We start from the raw sequence: 25047 nt of genomic DNA on the forward strand, positions 1-25047 counted from the left end.
TCTGGGCGAGGCATGCTCGTTGAAAGTGGCGAGCCTCTGAAACCGCGATTACATAGCGCCGGCGGCCATACCGCCCAAGCCCATCATGCCGATACCGAAAAGCATACCGACGACCATCAGGATCAAATAGATCAGCAGCAGCACTCCGAAGATGGTGAAGTAGATTCGCAGTCGGCTCAGTGCGTACTTGATCTCCAGCGGGTCGGCGCTGTCGAAGGCGCGCTGCGAGGCGCCTGCCGCCTGCATCAGTACCACTCCGGCCCAGATCGGGATCCAGGCAATCAGGATGCCGACAATGGACAGGGCGGTAAGCACACCCGAGATGATCAGCATCACGCCGATCAACTGCATCCAGAACTTGCCCCGAACCAGTGGTTCGATCAACTCGCGAAGCTGCGGGTTGGCTGCGGAATCTGCTTCCATGCGAATACTCCTGGCTGTTGTGTTGGCGCGCCTTCGAGCATAGCAGCACGGCCGACGCGCCGTGCATTGTTCGCCATGGGAGCGAAGGGCATACTCGGGCGGGTACTACCGTAGCTGCGCAATGGAGGCCGCATGAGTGATCAGGGACGAGACAAGGGGCGCGAGCGTAGTGGGCCGCAGGGGACCATGCTGTTCCAGGGCGCAGCGCTCCCCGAGACTGAAACCAGCGAAGAACAATCGCACACCCCGCCCGGCGGACACCCCGTGCTGGTGGGTGTCGTCGGCCCCTTCCGCCAGCAGCGCCTGACCCTCAAGCCCGGCAAGCAGTCGGTTGGCCGCCAGGGGGACAACGACATCGTGCTGCAGGAGGACAGTGTCTCGTCCCAGCACGCCTGGCTGGTCAATGACAGCGGGGCCTGCCGCGTGGTCAACCTGCTCTCGACGAACGGCACCTGGGTCAACGAGCGCAAGGTCCACGAGGCCACATTGAACGATGGCGACCATGTTCGCTTCGGGCGCGCGGAATTCATCTTCCGGCATCGCGATGATGGTTCGGAGGTGGTGCCCACCAGTGGCGTGCGGCGATCTTCCTGGCGCTGGATCGGACTGGCAGTCGCCATCCTCGTGCTCGCCGCAGTCGCGCGCGTCCTCCTCGAGAGCACCTGAGCGAGCAGCCCGGCGTGCAGCGGATCGGTCGCTACGGCGTAGGCGAGGAGATCGGCCGCGGGGCCATGGCCGTGATCTATCGCGGTTACGACCCGGAGATTCGGCGCGAACTCGCGATCAAGTGCCTTCAGGATGACTACGCCAGCCGGCCCGAGTATCGCCGACGGTTTCTGGCCGAGGCCCGCGCGGCGGGTACGCTGACCCACCCGGGGATCGTGACGATTTTCGACGTCGGCGAGTCCGACGATCGCCCGTTCATCGCAATGGAACTGCTGGACGGCATCACGCTCGCCGCATTCGCCAGCCAGTTTCGGCCGCTGCTGCTGCGCAACGTGTTGAAGATCGCGATCCAGCTGACCGAGGCGCTGGATTACGCCCATCGCAATGGTGTGGTGCATCGCGACATCAAGCCGGAGAACATCCTCGTCACCAGCGCCACGGTGAACATCAAGGTGATGGACTTCGGTATCGCCCAGACGCTGAACGACCCCGCCTGGCGAGCCGACTCGGACGGCTATGTCGCGGGCTCGCCCCACTACATGGCTCCGGAGCAAATTCGCGGCCGGCCCACCGATGCCCGCGCGGACCTCTACTCGGTGGGCGTCGTCCTGTATGAGCTGCTCACGGGTTCGACACCATTTCGCGGACACGAGGTGGAGGGACTACTGACCCGAGTGGTGCGCGACCCGGCACCGCCCTTGCGGCCGGTTGTCCGGGATTGTCCGCCCGAGTTGATCGACCTGGTCGAACGCCTGCTGGAGAAGCAGCCAGAGCAGCGCTACCAGTCGGCCGGGGAACTGCTGGTGGACCTGCAACGCATCGATGAAGAGCGCTTGGAACGCGAGCGTGCCGGAGCCGGCCGACGGATCATCCCCTTGCGTTGGCGCTGGCCCGCGATACTCGGGGCGACGGTAGCCATCACCCTGCTGTTCGCCGGCACCCTCGTACAGCAAAAACAAAACGAGGTGCTCACCGACCTGGCCTTTGACTACGGCGCCACACTGGCGCAGATCATCTCGGTGGAGAGTGCGGAAGACCTGCTGCTGGAGGATGCTGTTGCCGTACAGGGGCGGCTGCGCGACATGCAGAACAATCGCGAGATCGCGCTGTTGAGTGTGGCCGACCACCGGGGACGGGTGGTGGCGAGCAGCGATGACGCATCGCTTGGCGGTGCGTTTGAGTCCCCTCCCGACGAAGACCTGCTGACCCGACGCGCGGAACAGGCGATCTGGGCCAGGGAGGGCCCGGACGGACGCGAGATGTTCGTGTTCGAGGCGCCGGTGCGTTTCCAGGAGATGGAGATCGGGCGGCTGCAGGTGGGGCTTTCGACCCGCTCGCTGCGCGCCGCCAATCAGACCACACTGCTAGCCCTGACGTTGCTGGCACTGGTGACGCTGCTCGCCGTGTCGATCGGCGCCTATGTGCTTGCCCGACGCTTGCAGGCACCCCTCGATACCCTGCGCGGCGCCCTGGATCAGATCGGACAGGGTCGACTGGACACGCGCATCCGCACGCAGCGAAGCGATGACTTCGAGCGGGTATACGCCGCCTACAACGCAATGGCGGACTCGCTGGAAGCCCGGGTGAAACAGCGCCAGGCTCCACGACAGGACCCGCATGCGGAGGCCGACAGCGAGCGAACACTGGTACTGGAGGAAGAAGGCGAGCCTGTACGCTCGGAACGCAATCCACCCGCCTGAGCGAGGCGCCCCCGACTAGAGAAGCTCGGTGTCGTCGTGCGAGTAGGGCGGCGAGCAGCTGCACAGGATATGCAGTGGCTCGGCCCCGATGTTGCGGATGTTGTGCGGGGTGCCGGGATGGATGCACACGGTATCCCCAACGGTCACCTCGAAGGTCTCCTCGCCGAGCCGCATTTCGCCGCGTCCGCGGGTAATGTGATAGAGCTCCTCGGTCTTCGCATGGCGATGCAGGTGCGTGGTCGCACCCGGCTCCACGACCGCTTCGGCCAGACTCTGGGCCGCATTGCCGTGGCTGTCCGGGTGCATCAGCTCGCGAATCTCGGAACCGTCCTTCGTGTCATAGGCCGGGATGTCGGTGTAGCGCGTGCGCATGATCCGCCTCACGCGGGCTCCGGGACTTCCTCGAGCAGCAGGCTGGTCCCGCCCATCGCCGCAGGCTTGGGCACGCCCATCAGCTCCAGAACGGTCGGGGCCACATCGGCCAGGCCGCCACCGGTGCGCAGGCGCCAGCGCTGCGAGTCGGTGATCATGCACATCACCGGGTAGATCGTGTGCTGTGTGTGCGGGTCGCCCGTCACCGGATCGACATATTCGTCGCAGTTGCCGTGGTCGGCGGTCACGATCACGGAATACCCGGCCTCCTTCGCGGCGTCCAGCACGCGCCCGACCTCGCGGTCCAGCGCCTCCACCGCCTCGATCAGTGCCTCGCGCTTGGCCGTATGGCCCACCATGTCGCCATTGGCAAAGTTGACCAGGATGAAGCCGTAGCGACCGCTCTCCATCGCCTGGATGGTCTCGTCGGCCACCTCGACCGCGCTCATCTCCGGCTGCTCGTCGTAGGTATCCACCGCCGGCGAGGGCACCATTACCCGCTGCTCACCCGCGTACGGTTCTTCCTTGCCGCCATTGAAGAAAAAGGTGACGTGGGCGTACTTCTCGGTCTCTGCGCAGTGAAACTGCGGGATGCCGGCCGACGCAATGGTGCTCCCCAGGGTGGTCGAAGGACGCTCCGGCGGGAAGGCGATCGGCGACAGAAATCGCGGGTCGTACTCGGTCAGACAGGTCTCGGCCACCGGGCGGAAATCTCCCCGATCGAAGCCGTCGAAGTCGTCCAGACCCAGCGCCGCCGTCAACTGACGCGGCCGGTCGTTGCGGAAGTTGAACAACACGCAGACCGCATCCTGTCCGAGCGGGGCCCCGCCATTGATAATGCGGGGATTGATGAACTCGTCGTCCTCGCCGGCGGCGTAGGCGGCCTCGATGGCCTCGCGTGCAGAGTTGGCGGGCTCGCCCTCGGCGTAGGCGATCGCGCGGAAGGCCTTTTCGGTGCGGCTCCAGCGCTTGTCGCGATCCATGGCGTAATAGCGGCCACAAACCGTGGCGATGGCCCCGCCGGCACTCGCGAGTTCTTCTTCCAGCGGGTCGAGGTAATTGAGCGCGGAACGCGGCGCCGTATCGCGCCCGTCGGTGATCATGTGGACCATCGGGCGCGCGCCCTCACGCTGGCAGATCTCGACCAACGCGCGCAGGTGGCGGATATGGGAGTGCACGCCGCCATCGGACACCAGGCCGATCAGGTGTAGCGGCAGGTCATTATTGGCGGCCGCTCTTGCCGCACTGACCAGGGCATCGTTCTCGAAAAAGCTGCCTTCGGAAATGGCATCGTCGATGCGCACCAGATCCTGGTTGATCACGGTGCCCGCGCCCAGTGTCAGGTGCCCCACCTCGGAGTTGCCCATCTGGCCATCCGGCAACCCGACGGCGCGGCCACAGGCATCCAGCGTGGTGTGGGCATGGGTGGACAGGTACTCGTCGAGGCGGGGTGTGTTGGCCTCGGCATAGGCATTGTTCACCTTGGAGGGGTTTACGCCCACCCCGTCCATGACGATCAGCAGGACAGGGCGGCGGGGGGTCGGACGCGGGTCGGCCATCGCGGGTTCGTTACCTGGGTCAATGGGTTATCAGGGCATTTTAGCAAGTTCCGATGCGCGTATGGACGCCACAGGAATTCCCGAAGACGCGGACGTGTGAAGCACGTCTGCGTCTCCTAACGAGAACGGCCCTCGTCATAGTCCTCCTGCGACGGCCCTTCCTCGCCCAAGGCATCGTCGCTGGCAGATTCTTGCGGCTTGCCATCTTCGGTCGAGTCCGGTTCGGCGGCTTCGTCGGCCTGGGACCGTGAGGACTTGCGGGCCTCCCGCTGACGCTGGAGCTCGGCCTGCTCCGCTTCGATGCGGTCCAGCTCGGCGTCCATCTCCTCGTCGGTCATTGGGGTATAGCCGGCGCGCGCCGAGGCCGGGGTCTCGCGGGCGCCGGCACTGGAAGCTGCCGCTCCACCCGTGGCCGTGGCGGCCGAGCCCTTGCGTCGGCCCCCGCCGGAAGCACCCTTGCCCCCGCCACCGGGACCGCCACCCGGATCGTCGGGACCATCACCCGAATCATCACTCAAGTCATCGGGCTCATCGCCCCCCTGCTCGCGACGCTTCTGAGCCTTCTTGCGTTCCATAATGCGCGAGAGCACCAGACCGATCTCGAACAGCAGCCACATCGGCAACGCCAGCAACGTCTGCGAGATGATGTCTGGCGGCGTAAGCACCATGCCGACCAGGAACACCCCGACAATCACGTAGGGGCGTTTCTTGGCGAGTTTCTCCGGCGTCGTCGCGCCCAGCGAGACCAGCAGGATCGTCGCCACCGGCATCTCGAACGCGATCCCGAACGCGATGAACAGCATGATCACGAACGCGAGATATCGGGAGATGTCGGTCATCACCGCGACACCTTCGGGCGCTGTCGCCGTAAAGAAGGCGAAGATCAGCGGGAAGACCACGAAGTAGGCGAACGCCATGCCGAGGTAGAAGAGGATGGTGGACGAGGCGACCAGCGGCAGGGCCAGGTTCTTTTCGTGGCTGTACAGACCCGGCGCGACAAACGCCCAGACCTGATAGAGCAGGTACGGGATGCTGATCACCACCGCCAGCAGCAGCACCAGCTTGAACGGGATCAGGAACGGCGCGGCCACGTCGATCGCGATCATGCTGGTGCCTTCCGGCAGGTGCTGCATCAGCGGATCGGCCAGCCACGTATAGATCGGGTTGGCGAACGGGAACAGCACCAGGAACACCACCAGAATGGCGATGAACATCCTGAGGATACGGTCACGCAGCTCGATCAGGTGCGTGAGCAGGGTTTCGGTGGCCTCCGGACTCGGTTCGACCTCCGGCTTGGTCTTGCTCATGAGTGCTTGTCGGGGGCCTGGTCGTCGTGAGTGGAGTCGTCTTGATCCGGGGCCGCATCCGGGTGATCCGCGGATTCGGCTTCAGCCGCCTTCCCGGTCCGCCGCGGGCGTACCGCCGGTTTCTTGCGCTTGGGTCGGTCGGCCTCACCGGCTCGCGCCTTGCGCTCGGCTTCCAGCGCCGGATCGTCGGTCATCAGGTTGCCGTCCATACCCGACCGGGTCGGCACGCGCCGGACCGGGGCCTCGCCATTATCCGAGTCGGAGTCGGCTTCGCCCTCTGCCTCGTCGGCGGCGGGCGTGCGGCGCGGGCGTACCGCCGGCTTTTTCGGCTTGGCGGAAGCGGCCTTGTCATCCAGGGCACGTTGCTCGTCCTTTGCCAGGCCCTTGCGCGTGGCGGCCTTGCCCTCGATATCTTCGCGCAGATCCTTTTCGGTTTCCTCAAGGTCTTCGCGGAGATCCTTCTCGGCCTCCTCCACCGTGCCTTTGAGCTGGCGGATCTCGCGCTCCTGGCTCTTGAGCATCTTGCGCAACTCTTCCGTCTGCAGCTCCTGCTCGAAGTCGGAGCGCACGCTGTGCACGAAACGCCGGGTCTTGCCCACCCAGCGCCCTATCTCGCGCGCAAGGCCGGGCAGCCGCTCCGGTCCCACGACCAGCAGCGCGACCAGCACGATGATGATGATTTCCCAGAAACCGATGTCGAACATGCGCTAGGGCCGCTCGAGTCCGGTGTTCCCGCGCGTGGCGCGGATCAGGATTTCTTGTCCGACTGCGAGGTCTCGGTGTCCTTCTCCGAGCTCTTCTTCGCCTCGCCGTCGACTACACGCCCCTTGTCGCCCGTCTGGTCTTCGACCTCGGGGGTCTCGTCATCCTGACCTTCCGCGTTTTCATCCTGCTTGTTCTGGCCGTCCGGATCCTTGACCGCCTGACGGAAGTTCTTCAGCGCGGAACCGACGTCGCCGCCCATGTTGCGCAGCTTCTTCGTGCCGAACAGCAGCACGACGATGAGCAGGATAATAAGAAGTTGCCAGATGCTGATGCCACCAATACCCATGGACTCTCTCCAAGATCATTCAACTTTGGGATAAGCCTGAACGGCGCCAGGCCCACAATCAATACGCAGCGTTTTATTTATCGTTTTTGTCGGAGCGCTGCCCACTGGCCCGTCGCGCGGCCTTTTCCGCGATACCGGACAATCCGAAGCGCCGCGCCAGCTCGTCGAGGACGTCGTCGGGGTGACGGCCCCGGGCCGCGAGCACAATCAGGCTATGAAACCACAGGTCAGCCATCTCCGATACCAGCGCGTCGCTGTCGTCGTTCTTGCCGGCGATGATGGTCTCCGCCGACTCCTCGCCGAGCTTCTTCAGCATCTCGTCGAGCCCCCGGGCGTGCAGCTTCGCCACGTAGGACTGCTCCGGGTCGGCCCGGCGCCGCTGCTCGATCACCTCGGCCAGCGCGCTCAGAAGCTCGTTACCTGTCGGGGACTGCGCCTTACCGCCGGCCATCAGGCGACCACCCCGACATCATTGGGCCGCACCGGCACGCCCGCCGCGGCCATTGCGTCCTTGGCCTCGCCCACCGTGTGCTGACCGAAATGGAAGATGCTGGCCGCCAGCACCGCATCGGCATGGCCCTTGGTCACGCCCTCGACCAGGTGCTGCAGTTCGCCCACGCCACCGGAGGCGATGACCGGGATACCCACCGCATCGCTGACCGCCCGGGTCAGTTCCAGGTCGAACCCGATCCGGGTGCCATCACGATCCATGCTGGTCAGCAGGATTTCGCCGGCCCCGAGGGACTCCATCCGCTGCGCCCACTCGACGACCTCCAGACCGGTTTCGCGACGCCCGCCGTGAGTAAACACCTCCCAGCGGGGAGGCTCGCCTTCCGCGCTGACCCGCTTGGCATCGATCGCCACCACGATGCACTGGCTACCGACCCAGTCGGCCGCCTCGCGCACCAGCTCCGGGCGGTGCACGGCGGCGGTATTAATCGAGACCTTGTCGGCGCCGGCATTGAGCAGGCGTCGGATGTCCTCCACCGCGCGCACGCCGCCACCGACGGTCAGCGGGATAAAGACCTCGCGCGCGACCTCCTCAACCACATGCAGGATGGTGTCGCGGTCGTCACTGGAAGCCGTGATGTCCAGGAAGGTAATCTCGTCCGCGCCCTGCGCGTTGTAGCGTCGCGCGACTTCCACCGGGTCGCCCGCATCGCGTATACCCACGAAGTTCACACCCTTGACGACTCGGCCAGCATCGACGTCCAGACAGGGGATGATGCGCTTGGCCAGCATCTCAGCCCCCGGAGGCCGCCTTGCGTGCCTCTTCAAGGGTGAACGCACCCTCGTACAGCGCACGGCCGACAATCGCCCCCATGATGCCTTCTTCCTCGTTCTCGGCGAGCTGGCGCAGATCATCCAGCGAACTGATACCCCCCGACGCGATGACCGGCACCCGCACGTTGCTCGCCAGGCGGGCAGTGGCCTCCACGTTGGGTCCCTTCATCATCCCGTCGCGGGCGATATCGGTATAGACGAAGGCCATCACGCCATCCGCCTCGAAATGCTGGGCAAGGTCGATCACGTCGTGGTGCGACAGCTTCGACCAGCCATCCACGGCCAGCTTGCCGTCCTTCGCATCCAGCCCGACGATGATGCGCCCGGGAAACTCCAGGCACAGATCATTGACGAAGTGCGGCGCGCTCACTGCCCGGGTGCCGATAATCACGAACTCCACTCCGGCGTCCAGGTAGGCCTGCACGGTGTCCTCGTCGCGAATCCCGCCGCCAATCTGGATCGGCAGGTCGGGAAAGGCCTCGGCGATCGCATGCACGGCCTCGGCATTGCGCGGATGCCCCGCGAAGGCACCATCCAGGTCGACGATGTGCAGCCGCTCGGCCCCAGCATCCACCCAGCGCTTCGCCATCTCCACCGGGTCCTCGCCGAACACGGTGGAATCCTCCATCTTGCCCTGGCGCAGGCGCACGCACTTGCCTTCCTTCAGATCGATTGCGGGAATGACCAGCATCTTCGACTCCTCACACGGCCCCGGGACCCTCGCCGTCCCAGCGCAGAAAGTTGTGCAACAGGCGCAGCCCGCAGGCGGCGCTTTTTTCCGGATGGCACTGCATCGTAAACAGCGAGCCCCGCGCCAGTGCCGAGGCAAAGGTCTCGCCATAATCGGTGCGCCCGGCGACATCCGCCTCGCTCTCCGGCAACACGCGATAGCTGTGCACAAAATAGAACCACGGCGTCTCGGGCAAACCGTGCCACAAAGGATGATCGCCGGCCGGCAGCACCCGGTTCCACCCCATGTGCGGAATCTTGAGGCGCCGCCCCTCCGGGCCCTCGCGTTCCGGGAAGCGCACGACTCGCCCGGGCAGTATGCCCAGAAGATCGACCCCGCCGCTCTCCTCGCTGTGCTGCATCAGGATCTGCTGCCCCAGACACAGGCCGAGGAAGGGTCGATCCGCAGCCAGTTCGGGCAACAGACGATCAAGTCCACGGGCACCCAGCGCCCGCATCGCATCGCCAGCCGCTCCCTGACCGGGAAAGACCAGGCGGTCTGCCTCGCGCAGGGTGTCCGGGTCGTCCGTCAGCAATATGCGCTGGTCGGTGCCGGACTCGTGTTCGAGCGCGCGAACCACCGAGTGCAGGTTACCCATGCCGTAGTCAATGACGGCAACTGTTTCCATGGCCGGGAGATCCCTTCCGTGATTCGCGTTACAGACTGCCCTTGGTCGACGGGGTGATCCCCTCCGCGCGCGGATCGGCCTCGGCCGCCATGCGCAGGGCACGCCCGAAGGCCTTGAAGATCGTCTCGGCCACGTGGTGCGCGTTGTCTCCGCGAAGGCTGTCGATGTGCAGGGTCATCCAGGCGTGGTTGACCAGGCCCTGGAAAAACTCGTGAAAGAGATCCACATCGAACTCGCCGATGTGCGAACGCCGGAAGTCGGCATGCATCTCCAGCCCCGGACGTCCGGAAAAGTCGATCACCACCCGCGCCAGGGCCTCGTCCAGCGGCACGTAGGCATGGCCGTAACGACGAATGCCCTTCTTGTCCCCCAGGGCCTTCGTCAGCGCCTGCCCGAGCGTGATGCCGACATCCTCGACGGTGTGGTGCGCGTCGATGTGCAGGTCGCCCTGCGCACGCACGGCGAGGTCGACCATCCCGTGGCGAGCCACCTGGTCGAGCATGTGGTCAAGGAACGGGACACCGGTTTCCAGTGTGCTGGTGCCCGTGCCATCAAGGTTAAGCTCGACGGCGATCTGGGTCTCCAGGGTGTCGCGGCGGACGCTAGCAGTACGTTCAGTCATGATCCCGATTCAACGCGGCAAAGGCTCAGTGTAGCAAGGCTGGCCGCGCCCCGGTACGCACGGCGGTTCGCGGCCTCCATTCGTCATGCAGCGGACAAAAAAAAGCCGGGGCCCGAGGGCCCCGGCTGGACTTCAGGAAGCGAGGCTTCCTTAGCCGACTTCGACTTCGGTCGAATCGGATTCGCCCTTGTTGTCCGTCCAGGAGACGGACACGGTGTCACCGGCGGACCCGTCAAACTCGACCTGCAGGAACGGGTTGCGGGAGACGGTGAAGTTCCAGTGGGCGGTCACGGCATCTTCGCCGTTACGCTTGATTTCCACGGTTTCGATGAAGTGCGGGCCACCGTCATCATCGGGGACCAGCATGTCGTGGCTCATCAGAGCGCGGACATTGACAACGCCGTTACTTTCCTGGGCGCGAACTCGAATAGACATATCTTATTCCTCCAATAGGGTTCAGATCAGCGGTTCAGGGTCGGCCTTAGCCGCCGCAGCCACCGACCGTGACCTTCACTTCGCGGACGGTCTTGTACCAGTCATCGCCAGACTTCACGGCGGCGATCACGTTGGAGGACTCGCCCATACGGATACGGCTGGACACTTTCGGCTTGGTGCCGTCGGCCAGGACATAACGGCCGCTCAGGGAGAAATCGTTCTTCTCGACGAAGATGGCGATTTCGCTCACGTCGTCCATGCCGGTTTCGACGGAGACCGGGACCACGGCGCCGTTTTCGGCGATTTCCGGGGCGCTCAGGTCGATATCGTCGCTGTCCGGGATATCGCTGGAGCCGAGCGCGGCTTCCATCGCGGCGTCCAGGCCCTCGGCCTCGAACATTTCGGACGGCCAGGCGGCCAGCAGCTTGCTCGGAGCCAGCAGGCCAGCCCCAACAGCCACGCCGACAGTGCCGGCGGCGAGAGTGCCTTTCAGGAAGACACGACGCTTGGTGCTAATCATGGAGATCTCCTCTCATCTTTTTTGGGTCAGTTCCGGGTTATCCGGCGGCGTTTTTACGGTTGCCCGTGTTCACGCCTGTTGCTTTGGACGGCGACCCTCGGGGTTCTATTCCGTTGGGTCGGGCTCCATCGCTGACCAGCTTCAGTGGTCTTCTGCTGGTCTGGCAGGTTCATCCTCCCAAAGTTCGCTGAATCGATGATGAACGAATCACCAAGGGCTCAAAATCGGGTGAATGACGACGGATGGACCTGAAGCCAGCGCCGTATCAATGGCACACTATCGGCCTTCATTGCAACGACACCCCGGAACGAACATGCGTTCATGCAAGGCCCAGTGGCTCCTGATTGCGGTCGTGGTCGTGCTTGGCACGATGCAAATGCTCGCCTCCTGCGGACAGAAGGGCGATCTGTACCTGCCCGATGACGACGACGCCACCGAGGAGCGCCGCTGAATGGATTACTTCGACTATCACGGTGACACCCTTTACTGCGAAGGCGTCGCCCTCGACAGCCTCGCGGAACTGGTGGGCACACCCGCCTACGTTTATTCCCGCGCCACGCTGGAGCGGCACTATCGCGCGTTCAGCGAGGCCCTGATCGGCACCCCGCACCAGGTCTGCTTCGCGGTGAAGGCGAACTCCGCGCTGGGGGTGCTGAACGTGCTCGCACGCCTGGGCGCCGGCTTCGACATCGTCTCCGGCGGCGAACTGGAACGCGTGCTGCGCGCCGGCGGCGACCCGGCAAAGGTCGTGTTCTCCGGCGTCGGCAAGACCGCGGCCGAGATGCGCCGCGCGCTGGACGTCGGCATCCACTGCTTCAATGTCGAGTCCGCCTCGGAGCTGGAACGGCTGGAGTCCGTTGCGGCCGAGGTGGGCGCGGCCGCGCCGGTCTCGATCCGCGTCAATCCGGACGTCGATGCCGAGACCCACCCCTATATCGCCACCGGCCTGCGCGAGAACAAGTTCGGCGTCGCCATCGAGGAGGCGCCGGCCCTGTATGCTCGGGTGCGTAACAGCCAGCACCTGGAGGCCACCGGCGTCGATTTCCACATCGGCTCGCAGCTGACCCGCATCGATCCGTTCACCGATGCCCTGAAGCGGGTGCTGGCACTGGTCGACCAGCTGGCGGCAGACGGCATCGAGCTCGAACATATCGATGTCGGCGGCGGGCTGGGCGTGCGCTACCGCGACGAGACGCCACCAGAGCCGGACGCCTGGGCCAGCGCCCTGCGCGAGGTGATGGGCGAGCGCCCGCTGAAGGTATTGCTGGAGCCGGGCCGCGCGATCGCGGCGAACGCCGGCGTGTTCCTGACCCGGGTGGAGTACCTGAAGCATACCGAGGCCCACGACTTCGCGATCGTCGACGGGGCGATGAATGACCTGCTGCGCCCGGCCCTGTACGGCGCCTGGCAGGAGATCATCCCGGTGGTGCAGCGCAAGGACACCGAGACCCGCACCTACGACATCGTCGGCCCGGTCTGCGAGACCGGCGACTTCCTCGGCCGCGAGCGCGAATTGGCGCTGGCCGCCGGTGACCTGCTGGCCGTGCGCTCGGCCGGTGCCTACGGCTATGTCATGGCCGGCAACTACAACTCGCGCCCGCGCCCTCCGGAAATCATGGTCGACGGCGACCACTTCCAGGTCATCAACCGACGCGAGCAGGTCGATCACTTGATGATGCGCGAGAGCATGCTGCCCCAGGACCCGGACGACGACGCCCCGCCCGGGAGGGTGGACCCGTGATCCCGCGCCGGCCCGAACCAGAGCTGATGCTGGAGCAGGAGCAGGCCCGCGCCTATGCCGAGGCCGACTTCGCCACGCCGCACGAAGGCTTCGTGGACGCCTTCGCCGAGGCCTTCCCGGGCCCGATCAGCGGCCCTGTGCTCGATCTCGGCTGCGGGCCGGGCGATGTCTCGCTGCGCTTCGCCGCACGCTACCCGGCCTGCGAGGTCGACGGGCTCGACGGCGCGCCCGCGATGCTGGCCGCCGGTGACGTGCTGATGGCCGACCACCCGGCCGCCCCGCGCGTACACCTGGCCGAGGGCTGCCTGCCCGCGGCGCGCGGCCCGCGCGCCCCGTATGCCACGATCATCAGCAATTCCCTGCTGCATCACCTGCATGACCCGACCGTGCTGTGGCAGGCCATCCGGCGCGATGGCGCGTCCGGCGCAGCCGTGTTCGTCATGGACCTGCGGCGACCCAACTCGGAGACAGCGGTCAAAGCCCTGGTCGCGGAGTACGCAGCCAACGACCCGGACGTGCTGCGCCGCGACTTCGAACACTCCCTGCACGCGGCCTTCACGCCCGACGAGGTACGCGCGCAGCTGGCCGACGCAGGACTCGACGGCTTCACCGTCCGCGCCACCTCGGACCGGCACATGATCATCTTCGGGCAGCTGCCGGAGGCCACCTGATGCGCCTGGAATTCACCAAGATGCACGGGCTGGGCAACGACTTCGTGGTCATCGACGGCACGCGCCAGGACGTCCACCTGGACGAAGCGACGCTGCGTCATCTGGCGGATCGCCACTTCGGCATCGGCTGCGACCAGATCCTGCTGGTGGAGCCCCCGGGCGACCCGGTGCAGGCCCTGTTCCGCTACCGCATCTTCAATGCCGATGGCTCCGAGGTGGAGCAGTGCGGCAACGGTGCGCGCTGCTTCGCCCGCTTCGTGCGCGAGCAGGGCCTGACCGAGGCCCGCGAGATCCCGGTCGAGACCCTGGGCGGACGCATCGTGCTGCATGTGGAGGACGACGAGCGCGTGCGGGTCAACATGGGGCGGCCGGTGTTCACGCCCGAGCAGATCCCGCTGGTCGCCGAACACGAGGCCGATGCCTACACCCTGGACGTGCAGGGCCACGCGATCACGCTGGGCGCGGTGTCCATGGGCAATCCCCATGCGGTGCTGCTGGTCGACAACGTCGCGAGCGCGCCCGTGGCCGAGGTCGGGCCGCTGATCGAACGGCATGAGTGCTTCCCACGCCGCGTGAATGTCGGCTTTGCCGCGCTGCGCGACCGCGGCCATGTGGACCTGCGGGTCTTCGAGCGCGGGGTCGGCGAGACGCTGGCCTGCGGCAGCGGCGCGGCCGCCGCGATGGCCATCCTGCGCCGGCGCGACCTGGTCGACGACGAGGTTGAAGTCTCGCTGCCGGGCGGTACCCTTGTGCTAAGCTGGAACGCACAGGCCGAAGCCCCGGTTTGGCTAACCGGACCGGCCACCACGGTTTTCAACGGCTGGATCGATCTATGACTGGGCAATCCTCCAACGCCTCTGCTACTACGAAGACCCCCAAGCCGCAGGCGACGGACGACAAGAACAACAAAACGCTTACCGCGGCCGACGTCGAGGCCTACCTGCGCGATCACCCCGATTTCTTCCAGGACCACCTGCCACTGCTGGACATCCTGCGCCTGCCGCACCCGGCCGGCGGGGCGGTATCGCTGATGGAGCGCCAGGTCGCCCTGCTGCGCGAGAAGCACCGCGCGATGGAGCAGCACATGGGCGAACTGGTCGAACGCGCCCGCGACAACGAGCGCATGGGCCAGCACCTGCACGAACTGGCCAAGACCCTGATGCGCGCCGAGAACCTGGATGCCGTACTGGCACTAACCCAGGACGCCCTGCGCAACGAGCTGGGCGCCGAGCGCGTCAGCATCCGCCTGGCCGACCGCGAGGTGGACGACCTGCATGCCCTGGAATCCGGCGAACTGAGCACGTTCGACCCGCTGTTCGCGCGCGGCAAGGCTCAGTGCGGTCGCGTTCCGGGCGAGATGCTGGACGTGCTGTTCGACTCGGCCGACGGCATCGGCTCCGCGATCCTGATGCCACTGGGCGACGAGTCCGACCGCATCGGGGTACTGGGGCTGGCCAGCGACTCCCCGGACCGTTTCCAGCCCGACATGGGCATCTATTTCGTCACCCATATCGGCGACCTGCTGGCCGAATCGATCCGCTGCCATGTCGAGCGGACCCACGCCGCCGCCTGAGGCGGCGACCGATTCTATCCCTCCACAGGATGCGGACATCGCGGCCTTTCTGGGGCATTTAAGCGATGTTCGCGGACATTCGCCGCATACCGTCAATGCCTACCGGCGCGACCTGAATCGCCTGCGCAACCTGCACACGGGCCCGTGGGCCGATCTCAAGGCCGCGGACATGCGCCGCATCGCCGGACAGCTCGCCCGCCAGGGCCGCCACCCGCGCTCCATCCAGCGCTTCCTGTCCGCCGCGCGCGGCTTCTTCGCCTATCAGGTCGAACACAACCGCATGCCGGCCAACCCCGCCGCCGGCCTGCGCGGACCGCGCGCAGGACGCGCCCTGCCGCGCGATCTCGACGTCGACCAGACCCAGCAGGCCCTGACCCCGGCCGAGGACCTCGACCCGATCCTGGCCGCCCGCGACCAGGCCATGCTGGAGCTGCTGTACTCCTCCGGGCTGCGCCTGTCCGAGCTGACCGGGCTGGACCTGATGGATCTCGACCTCGATACCGGGCTGGTACGCGTACTCGGCAAGGGCCGGCGCGAGCGCAGCGTCCCGGTGGGGCGGGTGGCACGTGATGCGATCCGCAGCTGGCTCAAGCGCCGGGGCGACTGGGCCGCACCCGACGAACGCGCCCTGTTCGTGACCCGCCGCGGCGCCCGCATCGGCAACCGCGCAGTCCAGCGCCGCGTGGCCGAGGCCGGCCGGCGCGCCGGGCTGGACGTGCGCCTGCATCCGCACCGGTTGCGCCATGCCTTCGCCAGTCATCTGCTGGAATCGAGTGGCGATTTGCGAGCCATTCAGGAACTTCTTGGTCACGCCAACCTTGAAACCACCCAGATCTATACCCATCTCGACTATCAGCACCTGGCACAGGTGTATGATGCCGCCCACCCGCGTGCCCGGAGAGACCGTTCGCCAGGCAAACGCTGAGTCCAGCTTTCTCCGGGCGGGGAACCAACAGCAACGACCGGGACCCAACCGCTTCCGGACCGCAAAAACCCCGGGCGTCGCCACAGCCTGACTCCCTAGTGTTTGCGAGCAGCCCCTGGCGGCCTCGCAGAGCAACGAGGCAGGCGGCCGACCCCCACCGCAGCACAAAGGAGAGCGCCCGTGGAACAGTTTCGCGGCACCACCATCGTCTGCGTCCGCAAGGACGGCGCCGTCACCCTCGGAGGCGACGGCCAGGTATCGCTTGGCAACACCGTGATGAAGGGCAACGCGCGCAAGGTGCGCCGTGTCTACCACGACCGCATCCTGGCCGGCTTTGCCGGCGGCACGGCCGATGCCTTCACCCTGTTCGAGCGCTTCGAGGGCATGCTGGAGAAGCACTCCGGCAACCTCACCCGCTCCGCGGTCGAACTGGCCAAGGACTGGCGCACCGACCGCGCCCTGCGCCGGCTGGAGGCCCTGCTGGCCGTGTCCGACCGCGAGAACTCCTTCGTGATCTCCGGCAACGGCGACGTGATCGAGCCGGAAAACGCGCTGATCGCGATCGGCTCCGGCGGTCCGTACGCCCAGGCCTCCGCCCAGGCCCTGCTGCAGAACACCGACCTGTCGGCCCGCGACATCGTGGAGAAGTCGCTGAACATTGCCGCCGACATCTGCGTGTACACCAACCACAACATCTCACTGGAGAGCCTGGACGCGGAATAACGCGCCCGGCCCCACACGAACGATTCGACCAAGGCCCCTTTTGCCATGACCGACATGACCCCCCGCGAGATCGTCCAGGAACTGGACCGCTACATCATCGGCCAGGACGAGGCCAAGCGCTCCGTCGCCATCGCCCTGCGCAACCGCTGGCGCCGCCGCCAGCTCCCCCCGGAGCTGCAACCGGAGGTCACCCCCAAGAACATCCTGATGATCGGCCCGACCGGCGTCGGCAAGACCGAGATCGCCCGGCGTCTGGCCAAGCTGGCCCGCGCGCCGTTCATCAAGATCGAGGCGACCAAGTTCACCGAGGTCGGCTATGTCGGCCGCGACGTCGAATCGATCATCCGCGACCTCGCCGAGGCCGCGGTGAAGCAGCTGCGCGACGAGGCCATCAAGGAGAACCGCGTCAAGGCCGAAGACGCAGCGGAGGAGCGCATCCTCGATGCCCTGCTGCCCCGCCCGCGCAACGCCGGCTTCACCGAATCCGCGCAGGACGACTCCAACAGCGACACCCGACAGAAGCTGCGCAAGCGCCTGCGCGAGGGCGACCTGGACGAGCGCGAAATCGACATCGAGGTGCAGCAGAACCCGCACGGCGTGGAGATCATGACACCGCCGGGCATGGAGGAGATGGCCAGCCAGCTGCAATCGATGTTCCAGAACATTGGCGGCCAAAAGACCCGCTCGCGCCGGCTGCAGATCGCCGAGGCACGCAAGCTGCTGATCGAGGAAGAGGCCGCGCGCCTGATCAACGAAGAAGAGCTGAAGCTGCAGGCGATCGACCGCGTCGAACAAAGCGGCATCGTCTTTCTCGACGAGATCGACAAGGTCGCCAAGGGCAGCGACAAGGGCAGCAGCGGCGAGGTCTCGCGCGAGGGCGTGCAGCGGGACCTGCTGCCTCTGATCGAGGGCACCACCGTCTCCACCAAGCTGGGCATGGTGCGCACCGACCACATCCTGTTCATCGCCTCCGGCGCCTTCCACCTGTCCAAGCCGTCCGACCTCGTGCCGGAGCTGCAGGGCCGACTCCCGATCCGCGTCGAACTGGGCCCGCTGTCGGTGGACGCCTTCGTGCGCATCCTGACAGAACCCACCGCCTCGCTGACCGAGCAGTACACCGAACTGATGAAGACCGAAGGCGTGGAACTGCGCTTCGAGGAAGACGGCGTGCGCCGCCTCGCCGAGATCGCCTTTGATGTGAACGCGCGCACCGAGAACATCGGCGCCCGCCGCCTGCACACCGTGCTCGAACGCCTGCTGCAGGATGTCGCCTACCGCGCCCCGGACGTCGACGGCGCCGTCGTAGTCGACCGCAGCTTCGTCGACGAACGCCTCGGCGACCTGGTCGAAAACGAAGACCTCTCCCGCTACATCCTCTAAAGCCCGGCCCTGCCGACCGTCCCCTACCCCGAGCGGCAGGGCCAACAAGTTCACGCCGGGGACGCTGGCGAGTTTGGCTCGCCTCCATCCACTCCCCCCGTGGCGTGGGGCCACAGGGCGACACCATCAGCAGAATGGTGGCGGCCTTCAGCGCCCATTTCACGGAATGCTCAACCCCCCCCGAAATAGGCGCGGTCCGTTACGCATAAACCGGCCGGCGAAACACAAACAGGGCACGGACCATATACGGCGCACAAGCGGGAGGTAGAACGCCAACGTCATCTCGAGCCATCGTGGCACGCCTTCGGGCGCATACCAGACACCCAGAGCCCCCAAGAAGAACACCACAAACGGGGCCAGCAAGGTCAGACCTGCGTAGGACATCCGCGCCCCCAGGCCAGCGCGTCTACGGGACCCAAGAATGATCAGGCTGAAAAGGGCCTCCCAGACAAAAAGAAAAGACAGTCATAGCGAAAAACAAGCCACGGTGTACATGGACGATTACCTTCCTGGATCCGCTAGCAAGGGAGGTCAACCAACGCGGGCGGCCCTGAGAAGCCTCGGAATCTCCGCGATCATCGAGAGATGGACCCCGATGAAGGAACCGCAGAACAAGGCCAGCGGCACCCAGACAGTCGCAACACCCATCTCGGTCTCGAAAAACAAACCGTAATGCCGGTACGATCGCTCACTCGGGCTCGAAACCGCCTCCAGATCGGAAGAAAGGACGAAAAAGGCAACGGCGTAGTACACGATGGGCATCGCGACGAGGATAACCCCCTGCCTAAAGATCCCCTCTTGGAGAAAATTGACTGCCATGCCGAAGATCGATCCGCGGCGATTACAGCAGGCTACCAGCGCAGCAGTAGCGACCACCAAGACGAAAAACACCACAAATACGTACGGCATCTGTGCGCGAAGGCCGTAGGAGCTGTTCGTGAACCCACGCGCGGCGGGAACATGCTCCCATAGCCAGCCCGCCGGAGCGGCCAGCCAGAATGGCGGCGCTGCAGGGTCCATGTAATAAAGGATGTAGACGAGGACCCCTTCGGCGAGAAGCGCGAACGCACCCATTGCCATCAGGGCGTACCGCCAACGGCGGGCCTCGGCCTCTGTCGGCCCGGGGTATCTCGTCAGAAGCTCGATGAGCGATTCACGAATGCTCACGGGCCCTCTTCTGCGTTCTCCACGGAGTCCACCTCAAGGCCCAGAATGAGATCGCGCACGGCCACCTTCATTTCGCGCCACGCGACAAGCTTGTCGCGTGGAAACCGAAACGCTACGCGGGCCCCCCATTCAGGAATGGTGAACTTATAGCGGCATGTATGAATAAAATCGGGATTCGCCGCACTTCCGGCCCGGCATTGGAAATAGTCGGTCACAACACCGTCGACGTCACCCTTCCAATAAAGCGTCTGGTTCCATAACTCGAGCTTATCCGTCCCCGGCCCCACAGGCTGCGCCCACTGGAGCCCGGTTTCGGGGTCGCGCCCCCTCATTTCATACCGAACATTTTTCAGATATTTGTAACGCCCCTTCTCATCATCCCACTCATGAGTGATGCGCTCACCCTCGTCGAGTCTCTGCATGACTCCTCGAAGGGCGGGGGCCCAATCACCGCGCTCACGGAGAAGTTCATACGAAAACTGGCCATCGCGACGAAAGTCGGAAATCGCCACCACGCCGATTAACAGCCAGACATCGCCATCAGGGTCATCCCTGGTCCAGAAGCTGGACTGTGTCTCCGGGCTTCTCGGGACCATGTCTGGCCAGCGAACGTATAGGGAGAAGGCCTGCGCATCGTCCTCGAAGGTGAGCTCATCGGGCTTCGGTGTATCCGGACTTCGTGGCGCCCAGGCGCTCTGATCCTTGTACTCGATGCCGACCAGAGCAAGGTAATTGGAGGGAATCGCAATCGGCACGCCGTTGATGTTCGCCTTGCGGATCGAGGCCGTTGAATCGTGGGGACCGACATCAAGGCTCTCCACCACGACATAGCCGTGGAGCCATTGAGTAACACGATTATGGGTCAGCATCACGCCAACGAAGACAAAGGCCGCGATACCCAAGAACAGGATGTGCCGGTGCCAGGCCCCGACGAAAGGGCGGAAACTCCTCAGGTCCCGGTCGGCGGTCCCAGGATGAGGGTGTCGAAGCAGGAAGTGCCAGGCAATCAGCCAGGGAACAACCACGAAGGCCAGCAGGGTCAGTGCGATCATGGCGATTACCGCGGACTCCGGCCCGAAAAAGGCCTTGCCGGCAACCATCAGCGCCGGGGGCGCCGCCAGCACCACTAGCGCGTAGATCATGCGTGTGCGGGACGGTGCCCGGCAGCGCTCGGAGAGGATCCCGACGGCCGTCAAAAAGGCGATGACATAGGGGATCAGCCACACCATGGCAACACCTCGGCAAGTGGGGCGGCATCAGGCAATGTGGTCATCCTTTTCCCTGCCAGATGAAAACACGAACTGAGCCGATCCAGCCGCGCCCAGGGCCGCATGGAGTGGCGACGCCCCGGCAATATATGCACGCGATTCGAGATCAACTGAACCTAATCCGAAGCGTCACCAACGTCAGCAGGCGCCCGGAGTTGGTCGACGAGTTTTTTTACGTCATGATCGATTCGGCGCCAGTCCGAGAGGTAATTATTGGAGTAGCGGTACTCCAGAACCACGGCGTCTCGGAAATTGCTCTTTACCCTACAGCTCGGATATGGCACCTCCCTCGGATCCACGCAGCTAATGGAAAGCTGAGGCGATTTCGTCCGTGGTATGTATCTCACGCCCATTGCGGATGAGAATGCCTTAAGCTCGTGACCGACAGCATCAACACCGTAAGCCTCCGCTTCCACGTTTGACATGCGACGGTCACCTTCTTCATCCAGACGCTGGCGGATCGCCTCATACCAGTTAGGCGCCCTGTTTTTGGTAATCATCACGTCAAGACGATCTCCACGACCGCCCCCGTCGAGATTCCAGAGGTGTTTCTCCTCGGGATCGTAAGGCCTCAGGTCGGGCAGAAGGACGCTGATGCTCAGTACATCAACGTCCACACGCCCTTCCTTTGCCCGGGGCCAGTAGCCGCGTTTGGCATACCCCTCCATGAAGAAATATCTCATCGGGATGTCGAAGTGCTGGCCCGCGACCTCGGCACGGACCACCTCCTGTTCAAGATGGTCCGCACCGATACGGTCGTAGACGAGCTGCGTCAGAGGATTGAGACTCCCCATCACCCCCGCGACCACGAAAGCCAGGATGCCCAGGATCGTGACGTGGCGCGGCCACGCACCGACCGAGAGCCGGAAGCTCTTGAGCCCGGGGTCGGGCGTGCCCGGATGAGGGTGGCGGCGGAGGAAATGCCACGCCAAGGCCAGCGGGGCGACTACAAAAGCCAGCAGAACCACGACGACGAACGCGCCTTCGCCGGGGCTTGACCCCAGAAAAGTGCCGACACCAACCATCAAGGCTGGAGGCGTCACCAAAACCACTGCCGCGTATCTCACCCGAGTGGGGAGTAATGCCCGGCGGCGCTCGGAGAGGATCCCGACGGCCGCCAAAAAGGCGATCACATAGGGGATCAGCCACGCCATGGCAACACCCTGGTAATTGAGAAAGTCTCGCTACTCATCAGTCGCTCTCCGGATGGCCTGAATTGGAAGGTTCCTCGCGTGCATCAACGGGCTTCGCCTCGAAAGCGAGGATGAGTTCGCGCACGCTGCTTCGAATCTCCCGCCACTGCGGCAACTGGTCGCGTGGATAGGTGACTGCGAGCTGCGCGCCCCACTCGGGCAACTTGAATCGGTGCCGGCAAACCGGGCGGCTGTCGGGCCTTGGCATCTGCCCGTTGTAGCAACGAATCATGTCACTCACGTAGCCGTCGAGATCGCCTTTCCAGTGGAGTGTCTGGTTCCAGGTTTCGAAGCACGCCGTTCCCGGCCCCACGGGTTCCGCCCATTGCAGACCGGTGTCGGAGGCCTCTCCTCTCATCTCGAAATGAACTGATACTTCTTCGTGACCGCCGCCGATGCCGCAAACGGGACCATCTGGTGAAGACAAATGACGCCTCTGTGGGCGCTCCTCAAGCCGCCCGATCCTTCCACGCACAACCGGCGCCCAACCAAGATCCCGCCCGATCGCCTCCGGATCGTTGTAGGCACTGAGACCGATCCTTAGCCAGACATCGCCATCCGGATGGTCGCGGTTTCGGTAGCTCTCCAATGTCTCCGGGGTCTGCGGCGTCATGTCTGGCCATCGGACATCAACCGCAAAGGCATGGGCGTCATCCTCGAAGGTGCGTTCGTCTGGCTTCGGCGTATCCGGGCCGCGCGGGGCCCAGGTGCTCTGGTCCTTGTATTCGATGCCGACCAGCGCGAGATAGTTGGACGGGATCGCAATCGGCACACCATTGATGTTGGCCTTGCGGATCGGAGGCGAAAATTCCTGGATCTCGAGCCGTGGCGGTTCGCCATAGATTTCGTGCAGGGCGTCGAACATCCCCAACTCGGAGAGCCAGGGCCGCGCGAGGCCCGACCACAGGGCGGAGCCCGCCAGCCAGATCGCCACCAGGACGACCACAATCAGGGCCAGCCGGCCGGCGCCACTCATGCGCCCCGTCCCCGGTTCTTCCCGCTCGCCGAAAACGAATCGCTCGCCAGGGTTCCCAGCATAAAGAGCCACGCGGAAGCCATCGTCGTGGATAAGTACAGCACGAAAAAGAGGGAGGTCGCCGCGACCGCCGGTATCTCGAACAGAGGATCAAGGTTTTCGGTCATGCGACCCGATGGACCAGGCCCTGCCGCTGGCAGGACGGCATACAGCTGGGCGAAGACGACAAACGCAAAAAACGCAAAGAACCAGGTGAGCGATCCAATCAGCTTCAGAAGCGCCATGCCGGAAGGCCGCTCGGGGCGTACGGATCTGGACATCCTGAAAAGCAGGTAAACGAACAGAAACGGCTGAAATGCGATGGCTGCCGCCACGGCTACCCGGATGCCCTCGGTGTCCCGACGGGATTCAGCGATCGTGTCGATCATGGGAAGCCCGCCGGCAACCCCGTCAGAAAGCCACCGAACGGCCGTAGCGATGCCTGCATCCCCTGCGAGACCCACCTGCGAAACCAGGACCGTCACAACCAGAGGCACCCAGAACACGAGGCCAAAGGCTCCGAGCTTTTGGTAATTGAAAAAGGGCTTGGGCGGCTTCGCCTGACGCGTCATGAGTCCACGCCCCGATTCTGCGCCCGGATCACGAGGACGGGGTCGATAGTGAAACGGGACAGCCGATCACGGGGGATGGAAAAACACGCGAAAGGCCTCATGACGCTTCACCCTCGACTGAAAGGGAGTCCAGGAGCTGTCGGACCTCACGATCTATCCGCTGCCAGTCCGGAAGGTGCTCGAGGCTGAAGCGATAGGTCAATGCGAGATCGTCGCGAAAGGCGGTCATGGCCATGCATTCAGAAGCGGGCTGCTCGCCTGGCGGGGTACACCGGATTACGAGGTCCTTTGATGCGTCCTCGGGCACAAAAAGCGACGACGAACCCGGGCCCTTCGGGTCGGTCTCCTGTGGATCGATCTCGAACATGACGAGGCCATCATCGGATGTCCGGCCGTCCTGAGGCTTCTCCCTGGCGAGCCGTCCCATCGGGGCAATAAATCCGGGAGGCGGCTCGTTCAAGAGCATGATTTCCACCCGGTCTCCGAGGGCGTCGTCATCCCGAACCCAGCGATCCCGGTCTTCGTGGTGAAAAGGCCGCAGATCTGGCAGGAGGGTGCTCAACTGGAGGGTCGCCGGTTCATGTCGCCCCTCTCTGGGTCGCGGCCAGTGCCCCAGCTCTTCATGGACAAAGTAGAAAAACCGCACCGGCACATCGAATTGGTGGCCTGACAAGTCGAAATGCGCCGTTGCGACCTTCAGGTGAATCCGGCCCGCATAGTCATTAAGCATGCGCGAGGCCGGGTTCTCCGTGAAGACGACCAGCACCAGCAGGGCTACGAGGGCCAGCTCCAGCCGCCAGTAGCGAAACGTAAGGCGGAAGCTGCGCGGTGCGGGGTCGGCGGGCGCGCCCGTCTCCAACCGCACTGGGTGACGCCGCCGAAACCACCAGACGACCATCAGCGGGATGCCAATGAACGCGAACAGGGCCAACGGCAGTCCCGTGGACACCTCGCGCGCATACTCTTCCAGAAGGAGCATGAACCCCAGCATCACGGCCACCGGCAGGGCCAGTACGAGCAGGGCATAGCCGATCCTGACAGCGGCCGGCGCGCGACGGACGGCCACCAACATCCCACTGGCCGCAACAATGGCAACCGCCAGGGGAATCAGGGCGATGAGCACTGATCCCATCAGGCCGACAACGTTCACAGGGCAATCCTGGACCGAGGTAGGCACCCGAAACGCGGCCCCAGAACGTCGACGCGCCGAAGACAGACGCGTGCAAACGTGGGCGCACGAAAGACAATGGGGGCTGCGAGATCGAGGTGTGCCGGTGCGGCGAACGCGCCAGTCCGTGGCGAGGTCATGGACATTCCCTTTCCATGAGTAAGGCTGCAGATGCTGAGTGGCCTTTCAATCCGTGTCAAGGCACGCCCTGGTATGTCGCCCCGAAGGACACAACTCACTCCAATCGCAGATGTGTCCAGCCGCACAGTCATCGTGTGGTTCGGTGAGGGCGGCTTCGCTCCTGTGTCCACGACCTTCTCTGGACCATGTATCGTGCATGGGCTGAAGGCAGGA

General features: G+C 64.8%; 29 protein-coding genes and 1 pseudogene. 10 read left to right on the forward strand and 20 right to left on the reverse strand.

Annotated features, from left to right (window positions below; all coding sequences use genetic code 11):
• Nucleotides 1–48: 48 nt before the first annotated feature.
• Entirely contained in the window at nucleotides 49–423 is a 375-nt protein-coding gene (locus C935_RS0102490; protein ID WP_018860932.1) for a DUF5362 family protein, read from the reverse strand.
• A gap of 132 nt (nucleotides 424–555) precedes the next feature.
• Here C935_RS0102490 and C935_RS0102495 point away from each other — a divergent pair, with 132 nt between their 5' ends.
• Together C935_RS0102495 and C935_RS0102500 are read left to right on the forward strand one after the other, a co-directional pair.
• The gene (locus C935_RS0102495) at nucleotides 556–1089 is read left to right on the forward strand and encodes an FHA domain-containing protein (RefSeq protein WP_018860933.1); all 534 of its coding nucleotides are present in this window, start codon (nucleotides 556–558) and stop codon (nucleotides 1087–1089) included.
• Between the two features lie 14 nt (nucleotides 1090–1103).
• Complete coding sequence (locus C935_RS0102500) at nucleotides 1104–2789, forward strand: serine/threonine-protein kinase (protein WP_018860934.1); 1686 nt, start codon at nucleotides 1104–1106, stop codon at nucleotides 2787–2789.
• Nucleotides 2790–2804: 15 nt separating this feature from the next.
• On the opposite strand, the gene C935_RS0102505 is transcribed toward C935_RS0102500, so the two are convergent.
• The 12 genes from C935_RS0102505 to soxY form a co-directional block, all read right to left on the reverse strand.
• The gene (locus C935_RS0102505) at nucleotides 2805–3161 is read right to left on the reverse strand and encodes a cupin domain-containing protein (protein ID WP_018860935.1); all 357 of its coding nucleotides are present in this window, start codon (nucleotides 3159–3161) and stop codon (nucleotides 2805–2807) included.
• 8 nt (nucleotides 3162–3169) lie between these two features.
• Nucleotides 3170–4720, reverse strand: a complete 1551-nt coding sequence (gene gpmI / locus C935_RS0102510) for a 2,3-bisphosphoglycerate-independent phosphoglycerate mutase (RefSeq protein WP_018860936.1) — start codon at nucleotides 4718–4720, stop codon at nucleotides 3170–3172.
• A gap of 116 nt (nucleotides 4721–4836) precedes the next feature.
• Nucleotides 4837–6027, reverse strand: coding sequence for a twin-arginine translocase subunit TatC (gene tatC, locus C935_RS0102515; RefSeq protein ID WP_018860937.1), 1191 nt, complete (start codon nucleotides 6025–6027; stop codon nucleotides 4837–4839).
• Nucleotides 6024–6731, reverse strand: a complete 708-nt coding sequence (gene tatB / locus C935_RS0102520) for a Sec-independent protein translocase protein TatB (RefSeq protein WP_018860938.1) — start codon at nucleotides 6729–6731, stop codon at nucleotides 6024–6026. Before tatB ends, tatC begins: the two co-directional genes overlap by 4 nt.
• Before the next feature lie 44 nt (nucleotides 6732–6775).
• Nucleotides 6776–7078, reverse strand: coding sequence for a twin-arginine translocase TatA/TatE family subunit (tatA, locus tag C935_RS0102525; RefSeq protein ID WP_018860939.1), 303 nt, complete (start codon nucleotides 7076–7078; stop codon nucleotides 6776–6778).
• Between the two features lie 73 nt (nucleotides 7079–7151).
• The gene (locus C935_RS0102530; RefSeq protein ID WP_018860940.1) at nucleotides 7152–7529 is read right to left on the reverse strand and encodes a phosphoribosyl-ATP diphosphatase; all 378 of its coding nucleotides are present in this window, start codon (nucleotides 7527–7529) and stop codon (nucleotides 7152–7154) included.
• Entirely contained in the window at nucleotides 7529–8320 is a 792-nt protein-coding gene (gene hisF / locus C935_RS0102535) for an imidazole glycerol phosphate synthase subunit HisF (RefSeq protein WP_018860941.1), read from the reverse strand. The genes C935_RS0102530 and hisF overlap by 1 nt, the downstream gene beginning before the upstream one ends.
• Nucleotide 8321: 1 nt before the next feature.
• The gene (hisA, locus tag C935_RS0102540; RefSeq protein WP_018860942.1) at nucleotides 8322–9053 is read right to left on the reverse strand and encodes a 1-(5-phosphoribosyl)-5-[(5-phosphoribosylamino)methylideneamino]imidazole-4-carboxamide isomerase; all 732 of its coding nucleotides are present in this window, start codon (nucleotides 9051–9053) and stop codon (nucleotides 8322–8324) included.
• 10 nt (nucleotides 9054–9063) lie between these two features.
• Entirely contained in the window at nucleotides 9064–9720 is a 657-nt protein-coding gene (gene hisH / locus C935_RS0102545; RefSeq protein WP_018860943.1) for an imidazole glycerol phosphate synthase subunit HisH, read from the reverse strand.
• A 28-nt stretch (nucleotides 9721–9748) separates the two neighbouring features.
• On the reverse strand, nucleotides 9749–10342 hold the full coding sequence (gene hisB, locus C935_RS0102550) for an imidazoleglycerol-phosphate dehydratase HisB (RefSeq protein WP_018860944.1): 594 nt from the start codon (nucleotides 10340–10342) through the stop codon (nucleotides 9749–9751).
• Nucleotides 10343–10492: 150 nt separating this feature from the next.
• Entirely contained in the window at nucleotides 10493–10777 is a 285-nt protein-coding gene (gene soxZ / locus C935_RS12675; RefSeq protein ID WP_038040115.1) for a thiosulfate oxidation carrier complex protein SoxZ, read from the reverse strand.
• 46 nt (nucleotides 10778–10823) lie between these two features.
• Nucleotides 10824–11297, reverse strand: coding sequence for a thiosulfate oxidation carrier protein SoxY (soxY, locus tag C935_RS0102560; protein ID WP_018860946.1), 474 nt, complete (start codon nucleotides 11295–11297; stop codon nucleotides 10824–10826).
• A gap of 313 nt (nucleotides 11298–11610) precedes the next feature.
• On the opposite strand from soxY, the gene C935_RS12905 reads away from it, so the two are divergent.
• The 8 genes from C935_RS12905 (at nucleotide 11611) to hslU (ending at nucleotide 18310) form a co-directional block, all read left to right on the forward strand.
• Entirely contained in the window at nucleotides 11611–11748 is a 138-nt protein-coding gene (locus C935_RS12905; protein WP_018860947.1) for a lipoprotein, read from the forward strand.
• Complete coding sequence (gene lysA, locus C935_RS0102570) at nucleotides 11749–13038, forward strand: diaminopimelate decarboxylase (RefSeq protein ID WP_018860948.1); 1290 nt, start codon at nucleotides 11749–11751, stop codon at nucleotides 13036–13038.
• On the forward strand, nucleotides 13035–13709 hold the full coding sequence (locus C935_RS0102575) for a trans-aconitate 2-methyltransferase (RefSeq protein ID WP_018860949.1): 675 nt from the start codon (nucleotides 13035–13037) through the stop codon (nucleotides 13707–13709). Before lysA ends, C935_RS0102575 begins: the two co-directional genes overlap by 4 nt.
• Nucleotides 13709–14545 carry a diaminopimelate epimerase gene (gene dapF / locus C935_RS0102580; protein ID WP_018860950.1) on the forward strand — a complete coding sequence of 279 codons (837 nt, stop codon included), beginning with the start codon at nucleotides 13709–13711 and terminating at the stop codon, nucleotides 14543–14545. Before C935_RS0102575 ends, dapF begins: the two co-directional genes overlap by 1 nt.
• Nucleotides 14542–15282 carry a DUF484 family protein gene (locus tag C935_RS0102585; protein WP_018860951.1) on the forward strand — a complete coding sequence of 247 codons (741 nt, stop codon included), beginning with the start codon at nucleotides 14542–14544 and terminating at the stop codon, nucleotides 15280–15282. Before dapF ends, C935_RS0102585 begins: the two co-directional genes overlap by 4 nt.
• Nucleotides 15254–16207: a tyrosine recombinase XerC gene (xerC, locus tag C935_RS0102590; RefSeq protein WP_018860952.1), complete on the forward strand. Its 954-nt coding sequence runs from the start codon at nucleotides 15254–15256 to the stop codon at nucleotides 16205–16207. Before C935_RS0102585 ends, xerC begins: the two co-directional genes overlap by 29 nt.
• Before the next feature lie 180 nt (nucleotides 16208–16387).
• Nucleotides 16388–16930 (forward strand): ATP-dependent protease subunit HslV, encoded by a 543-nt coding sequence (gene hslV, locus C935_RS0102595; RefSeq protein ID WP_018860953.1) that lies wholly within the window; start codon nucleotides 16388–16390, stop codon nucleotides 16928–16930.
• 45 nt (nucleotides 16931–16975) lie between these two features.
• The gene (gene hslU, locus C935_RS0102600) at nucleotides 16976–18310 is read left to right on the forward strand and encodes an ATP-dependent protease ATPase subunit HslU (protein WP_018860954.1); all 1335 of its coding nucleotides are present in this window, start codon (nucleotides 16976–16978) and stop codon (nucleotides 18308–18310) included.
• A 199-nt stretch (nucleotides 18311–18509) separates the two neighbouring features.
• Here hslU and C935_RS13465 read toward each other — a convergent pair.
• The 7 genes and pseudogenes from C935_RS13465 to C935_RS0102630 form a co-directional block, all read right to left on the reverse strand.
• Nucleotides 18510–18775: pseudogene (locus tag C935_RS13465) on the reverse strand (hypothetical protein).
• A gap of 66 nt (nucleotides 18776–18841) precedes the next feature.
• Entirely contained in the window at nucleotides 18842–19477 is a 636-nt protein-coding gene (locus tag C935_RS0102605) for a hypothetical protein (RefSeq protein ID WP_018860955.1), read from the reverse strand.
• The gene (locus tag C935_RS0102610; protein ID WP_018860956.1) at nucleotides 19474–20706 is read right to left on the reverse strand and encodes a hypothetical protein; all 1233 of its coding nucleotides are present in this window, start codon (nucleotides 20704–20706) and stop codon (nucleotides 19474–19476) included. Before C935_RS0102610 ends, C935_RS0102605 begins: the two co-directional genes overlap by 4 nt.
• Before the next feature lie 155 nt (nucleotides 20707–20861).
• A complete protein-coding gene (locus C935_RS0102615) occupies nucleotides 20862–21899 on the reverse strand; it encodes a hypothetical protein (protein ID WP_018860957.1) in 1038 nt (345 codons plus the stop codon).
• Between the two features lie 37 nt (nucleotides 21900–21936).
• Complete coding sequence (locus C935_RS0102620) at nucleotides 21937–22914, reverse strand: hypothetical protein (protein ID WP_018860958.1); 978 nt, start codon at nucleotides 22912–22914, stop codon at nucleotides 21937–21939.
• On the reverse strand, nucleotides 22911–23525 hold the full coding sequence (locus C935_RS0102625; protein ID WP_018860959.1) for a hypothetical protein: 615 nt from the start codon (nucleotides 23523–23525) through the stop codon (nucleotides 22911–22913). The genes C935_RS0102620 and C935_RS0102625 overlap by 4 nt, the downstream gene beginning before the upstream one ends.
• Nucleotides 23526–23622: 97 nt before the next feature.
• The gene (locus C935_RS0102630; RefSeq protein ID WP_018860960.1) at nucleotides 23623–24675 is read right to left on the reverse strand and encodes a hypothetical protein; all 1053 of its coding nucleotides are present in this window, start codon (nucleotides 24673–24675) and stop codon (nucleotides 23623–23625) included.
• Between the last annotated feature and the right edge of the window lie 372 nt (nucleotides 24676–25047).

Origin of the sequence: Thioalkalivibrio sp. ALJ3 (assembly GCF_000377205.1) — a bacterium.
GTDB lineage: Bacteria > Pseudomonadota > Gammaproteobacteria > Ectothiorhodospirales > Ectothiorhodospiraceae > Thioalkalivibrio.